This is a genomic window from Chitinophagaceae bacterium, from assembly GCA_007695095.1.
Taxonomy (GTDB): Bacteria; Bacteroidota; Bacteroidia; order Chitinophagales; family REEL01; genus REEL01.
Window position 1 is genome coordinate 1 of sequence record REEL01000085.1, and the last position, 5,971, is coordinate 5,971.

At 35.0% G+C, this 5,971-nt stretch carries 8 protein-coding genes; 6 read left to right on the plus strand and 2 right to left on the minus strand.

Going from position 1 to position 5,971, the window contains the following annotated elements; all coding sequences use genetic code 11:
* The first annotated feature begins 189 nt into the window (after positions 1 to 189).
* Positions 190 to 423, plus strand: a complete 234-nt coding sequence (locus EA412_04485; protein TVR80570.1) for a thioredoxin family protein — start codon at positions 190 to 192, stop codon at positions 421 to 423.
* Positions 424 to 497: 74 nt separating this feature from the next.
* The gene (locus EA412_04490; protein ID TVR80571.1) at positions 498 to 1,109 is read left to right on the plus strand and encodes a MarR family transcriptional regulator; all 612 of its coding nucleotides are present in this window, start codon (positions 498 to 500) and stop codon (positions 1,107 to 1,109) included.
* 185 nt (positions 1,110 to 1,294) lie between these two features.
* Here the strand turns inward: EA412_04490 and EA412_04495 are convergent, their stop codons facing one another.
* Both EA412_04495 and EA412_04500 read right to left on the minus strand, forming a co-directional pair.
* Complete coding sequence (locus EA412_04495) at positions 1,295 to 1,741, minus strand: DUF2267 domain-containing protein (GenBank protein TVR80576.1); 447 nt, start codon at positions 1,739 to 1,741, stop codon at positions 1,295 to 1,297.
* 164 nt (positions 1,742 to 1,905) lie between these two features.
* A complete protein-coding gene (locus EA412_04500) occupies positions 1,906 to 2,364 on the minus strand; it encodes an Hsp20/alpha crystallin family protein (GenBank protein TVR80572.1) in 459 nt (152 codons plus the stop codon).
* A gap of 681 nt (positions 2,365 to 3,045) precedes the next feature.
* On the opposite strand from EA412_04500, the gene EA412_04505 reads away from it, so the two are divergent.
* The 4 genes from EA412_04505 (at position 3,046) to EA412_04520 (ending at position 5,911) form a co-directional block, all read left to right on the plus strand.
* Complete coding sequence (locus EA412_04505; protein ID TVR80577.1) at positions 3,046 to 3,834, plus strand: ABC transporter permease; 789 nt, start codon at positions 3,046 to 3,048, stop codon at positions 3,832 to 3,834.
* Positions 3,835 to 3,838: 4 nt separating this feature from the next.
* Positions 3,839 to 4,576, plus strand: coding sequence for an ATP-binding cassette domain-containing protein (locus EA412_04510; GenBank protein TVR80573.1), 738 nt, complete (start codon positions 3,839 to 3,841; stop codon positions 4,574 to 4,576).
* A gap of 47 nt (positions 4,577 to 4,623) precedes the next feature.
* Positions 4,624 to 5,340, plus strand: coding sequence for an MCE family protein (locus tag EA412_04515; protein ID TVR80574.1), 717 nt, complete (start codon positions 4,624 to 4,626; stop codon positions 5,338 to 5,340).
* 148 nt (positions 5,341 to 5,488) lie between these two features.
* Positions 5,489 to 5,911 (plus strand): DoxX family protein, encoded by a 423-nt coding sequence (locus EA412_04520; GenBank protein ID TVR80575.1) that lies wholly within the window; start codon positions 5,489 to 5,491, stop codon positions 5,909 to 5,911.
* The last annotated feature ends 60 nt before the right edge of the window (positions 5,912 to 5,971 follow it).

Here is a 5,971-nt window from a genome sequence, read left to right on the forward strand (position 1 = left end):
CATTTTCCATTTGACATAAACTGCATAGTGCCTACTTTCTTCTTGTATCCTGGTCTATTAAGACTTATCCACTCCTATCTCTTCTTTTTTAAAAAATTTAACAAAAAAATTATTACATTCTTTTTTTAGTTAGGATTCCTTACTATATTTGCAATGACAATATTGTCGTAGTTTTTAAAATTTATAGTTATGAGTAAATCAATTTTTTATCATGCGGGATGTCCGGTTTGCAAAAGTGCAGAGCACGATATCATTTCACTTGCCGGTGAATCTAAAGTAGAAATCGTTCATCTGGGTGAAGACAAATACAGAATTGATGAAGCTGAAAAAGCAGGTGTAAAATCTGTACCCGCGCTGCTAACGACAAACGGTAATGTGTTACACATTAATTATGGTGCATCTATGCAAGATGTTAAGGGGTAATTCCCTAATTTTAAACTTGCCCTGTATACTTAGGTATCCTATATTTGCAGGGCAAGTTATTTTAACAAAGACACATGAAAAAATCTGTATTTGACCTGAAACATCAGAACAAGTCTGTTGACAGTAAGATTATTACCGGGCTGGAAAGAGTTTCACAAGCTTTCAGAGTATTACTATGGAATGAAAGCAAAGAGTTTTCCTTAAGTCCTATTCAGGTTCAAACTCTCATCTTTTTACTTTATCATAGCGAGGAAAAAAGAAAAATTAGTTATTTGGCTAAAGAATTCAATATGACCAAGGCAACCATAAGTGATATGGTAAAAGTACTTGAGAAAAAAGGCTTAATTAGTAAAGAAATTGGGCAACATGATACCAGAAGTTTTATCATTCATTTGACAGAAAATGGCAGTAAACTTGCGAAACAGACTTCATCATTTACTCAGGAAATCAAAACTCCTATTGATAAGCTGTCAATACAAGAAAAGGAAACCTTGCTGCTAAGCCTTATCAATATTATTCATCATCTGAACAAGACCGGTATAATTACTATACAGAGAATGTGTTTTACTTGTGTGTATTACAGCAAAAATACACAGGGGCACGAACATTTTTGCAGATTACTAGATAAAAAGCTTGAAACAAAAGAACTCAGAGTGGATTGTCCTGAACACTTACAACAAGAGTAGTAAAAAAAGTATTACAGGAGTCTCAACTTTTATTTTTTTAACTCCTTCCTGAATCAATACCTTAACCTGTCGGATATAACAAATCATAAACAAAATTAAATTTGATAGTTTTGTCATTTTAAGAACACTCATCAAATGATTTTATTGTTTTTATAAATATCAGATTTAATTCAACTTATGCAATATTACATATCGATGCTTCCGTCTAATAAATGTTTAAGTTGATCAGACAGCATAGCTCTAACATCATCCATTTCACCTTTAGAAACGTATTGTCTCATTACTTTTGAAACTGCTTTTATGGCTTTTTCTGCTTCTTCCACAGTTCCAAAATCAATTTCTGCTAATTTTCCACTTTTTTCTCTTAAATCAGCTATAAAGTCCTTTAAGGTGTTTTTTTGACCGGATTTACTGTATTTGATATTCCAGCCATCAACATATATGGCTTTTACATACATAGGCAACTGGGAAATAAGATGCAATGACTCATCCGGGCTAATCCTATCACGCAAGGTATGTAATACTGCGCGTAAGACCCTACCGGCACGCTCCCGATCTTTCGAATCTCCCAGCTCTTTTGCTAAGGCATTTATGAACTCATTGCCTTTTGCTGAATATTTTTCAAAATTGATTGGCATAACATGTTATTTTAAAAGGTAAAATAAGGAAAACAGGTAATAGTAGTATAAAAACCATTTATAAAAATTTATTGGCTTTAACACTGCTTTACCTGTCTTCCCGGAAAAACTGTAGAGTCTGAAAAAAAATTTTAACAATAAATCAATGCGATTTTGTTTCAGTCTATTTTGATTTCTTTTTTTGCTTCTGCCTTTTTTGCTTCTGCTTTTTTAGGTACAGCAATTTTTAAAACACCGTTTTCATACCGGGCTTTTACTTTGCTTTTTTCAACCGTTTCAGGCAGGTGAAAAGTACGGGAAAAAGAATTGTAGTTATACTCCCTGCGGGAGAAACGCTCGTCTTTTTCTTCACTTTCCTCTTCTTTTTCACAACTGATGGTTAAATGACTGTTGTCCACATTTACATGAAAGTCTTTCTTTTCCATGCCGGGTGCAGCTACTTCAATCATAAAATCATCTTTGTTTTCCTTCACATTTACTAAGGGAACTTTAGCAGCTGAACGATGGCCAAGCATGTTGTTTTCAAAAAACGGGAAACGGTCAATGTCAAAAAAATCTGACATGAAAGATTGTGTCATTGGAACATCTCTTTCTTTTCTTTTTAATAATGGACTCATAATAAAAATGTTTTTGGTTAAAAAATCAATACATAAAACTACAGTTGAATTACAAACAATTTTATGACGTTTGTCATTTGAATGACATGATTTTTGTCATTATTGAAACACACTGTTAAGTAATTGGTGATCAGCCTTATGTTCAATTTTAATGATGTGATTTAAGAAGTGATAAAAAGCAGTATGTTTAAATATTTATTTAGAAAAGCCCGGCAAAAAACTGCAGGTAATTTAAATTTTGAAAGGCTGAAGAAAGGTCAATTCACCTTATTCGCTTTAAAAGTAAACACATCTTCTTCCGCAATAATCTTAATCAGATAAATGCCTGCTGCCTCTCTGCTGATGGCATTTATCTCCTGGGAGTAAGTTTGTAATCGAAGTTTAATTTAAAGATTTTTTTTCTTTCATGATTAGCAATCTAAAAATATGTCTAATTATGTAACCCCTCTACCGAATTCTGTAACAGAAATAAATCCGGAAAACTTAACTTTAATTTTGTCCCGCTCACCGGACTGTGCAGCAACCAAACATCTATTGAAAGCAGCTTTAGATAAAGGACATAGATATGCTGGATTTCCTTTTGAGTTTGACAGGGAATCAACACATAAGATGATATTAATGAGTAAAACTATTTTGAATAAAAAAAGCAAATCCTCTCCTCAGGCTAAGAATAGGACTGATATGGCTGTTTTAGAAAAGAAAGAAGAAAGTTTTAAAAGCTTAAAGGCATTTTTTACGGAAGTGTCTTCACTAACGATGTTTACAGGAAGGTTTTTTAAAGAATCCGTACAGCCTCCCTTTGAATTTAAAGAACTGATGAGACAGGCCTATCTAGTTGGTAACAAATCCTTTTACCTCGTTGCCATCACAGGTTTTATTATGGGTCTGGTTCTCACTATACAGTCCGCGCCAACTTTAGCACAATTTGGAGCAGAATCCTGGCTGCCCGCCATGGTTGGAATATCTATCATCCGTGAGATTGGACCCGTTATCACTGCTTTAATATGTGCAGGAAAGGTAGGCTCAGGAATTGGTGCCGAATTAGCCTCTATGAAAGTAACCGAACAAATTGATGCGATGGAAGTGTCAGGCACCAACCCCTTTAAATATCTCGTGGTCACAAGGGTAGTTGCTACTACAATCATGATTCCAATTCTCGTAATTTTTGCCGATGTGATTGCTCTGGGAGGTGCTTATGTAGGCGTCAATATCTCAGGTGATGTAAGTTTTACATTATTCTTTTCACAGGTCATTAATGCAATTGAATTCTCAGATATATTCCCTGCAATTATCAAGACATTTTTCTTTGGTTTTATCATCGGACTTGTAGCTTGTTATAAAGGATACAATTCAAACAAGGGCACGGAAGGTGTTGGGGCAGCAGCTAATTCTGCGGTAGTTTTGGCTTCCCTTTTAGTTTTTGTAATTGACATGATAGCCGTACAGTTTACCAACCTTTTAGTCTACTGAGAATATGAAAGAAAATAAAAGTGATATAGTGGTAGAAATGGTAAACATCCAAAAATCCTTTGGAGAACTTAATGTGTTGAAAGATATCAATCTCAAAGTAAAGAAAGGAGAGACAGTTGTTGTTTTGGGCAAGTCAGGTTCCGGTAAATCAGTGCTGATAAAATGCATAGTTCGACTGCTCGAAGCAGATGAAGGAAAGGTATCCATACTTGGCAGCGATATTTATGCTTTGGATAGAAAAGAAATGAATAATCTTCGGATGAAAATCGGTTTCCTGTTTCAGAGTGCTGCATTGTATGATTCACTAACGGTCAGAGAAAACCTAGAGTTTCCACTAAGACGATCCGGTAAACCACAGGAAGAAATTGACAAACTGGTAATGGAAGTATTGGAAAATGTGGGATTAGGAGATGCCGTAGATTTAATGCCATCGGAACTATCGGGAGGTATGAGAAAAAGAATAGGCTTAGCCCGTTCAATGATATTTAAGCCGGAAATAATGCTATATGATGAGCCTACAACCGGTTTGGATCCGGTTACCGCAAAAGAAATCAGCCATCTGATTTTGGAAGTGCAAAAGAAATACAATACCACTTCTATCATCATTACGCATGATTTACAATGTGCCCGGATAACCGCCAACAGAATGATGGTATTGAAAGATGGTGTATTTGTGGCAGAAGGCACTTTTGATAAATTGGAAAAATCAAAAGATAAATGGGTACACTCATTTTTTGAATAAAATTTAGAAACTGTAAAGAATGAAAAACTAATGTTAAAAAAAGTACAATGAAAAATAAATCAGGTCAACAAATTAAGCTGGGGGTATTAGTTACCGTAGGAGTAGGACTCCTAATATTAGCCATTTATTTTATAGGCAGCAGGCAGCATATGTTTAGTCAAACCTTTGAAGTAAGTGCGGTTTTCAAAGATGTGAGCGGGTTGCAGGTGGGTAACAATGTTCGGTTTTCGGGTATAACTGTCGGAACGGTAAATAAAATACAGATTATCAGTGATACTTCGGTACGTGTGAGTTTAGTGATTGAAAGCAGAACTCAGCAGTTTATCAAAAAGGATGCTATAGCGGTGATTAGTTCAGATGGGCTGATGGGCAATAAAGTAATGACCATTAACCCCGGAAGCACCGGAGGAGCAGAAATAGAAAACGGCGATGAGATAGCTACTATTCAACCCGTGACTATAGATGATATTATGGTGAAATTAAAAGAAACTGCCGATAATGCCGCTTTAATTACGAAAGACCTTGCCATTGTTATGAATAATGTGAGCTCCGGAAAAGGAACAATCGGGAAGCTCTTTATGGATTCATCATTAGCAGATAACCTTGACGAAATGTTGGCGGGTGCTATAGATGCTGTGTCAGGCCTGGATGAAAATTTGGAAGCAGTACAAAGCAGCTTTCTTTTCAGAGGTTTTTTTAGAAGAAAAGAAAGAGAAAAACAAAGAGAATTAGAGCGACAAAAGAAGCTTGAACAAGAGCAATAGGATACAAAAAAGCAGATTTATAAGTTCTACCCCGCAAAATCAATAAGTATTTTTTGCAATACTTTATATCAGAGGAGTGGTATATCATTTTATAACACAAATTATTTACAGAAAAAACTGTTTTTTGTATATTAGCCATAAATAAGTAATAGTGAAACTAATCAAAACTAATAATATTAATGGCTATTTGCTCATTCGCTTGATTTTGGGCTATGTATTTTTGGTTGCCGGTTTGCAAAAGTTTCTTTTCCCGGAAGATATGGGGCCGGGCAGATTTGAAGATATGGGTTATACTTATCCGGTTTTTACAGCCTATTTTGTTGGTTTTTTTGAAGCATTAGGTGGATTCCTCATTTTAATCGGTTTATTTTCAAGACTGGCAGCTGTTCCTTTAGTTATTATTATGATTGTTGCGATAATTACTACCAAATTTCCTCAGTTTGAGGAAGGTTTCTGGACTTTTGCACACGCCGCAAGATTAGATTTTGCAATGCTGCTTACCGCTTTATTTGTAGTGATAAATGGATCCGGAAAGATGTCTATTGATAAATCATTATTTAAATCAAAATAGATAATCTCACACAGAAATTACTCATAATTTTAAATTATTATCGTTATTTTGTCACCTTAT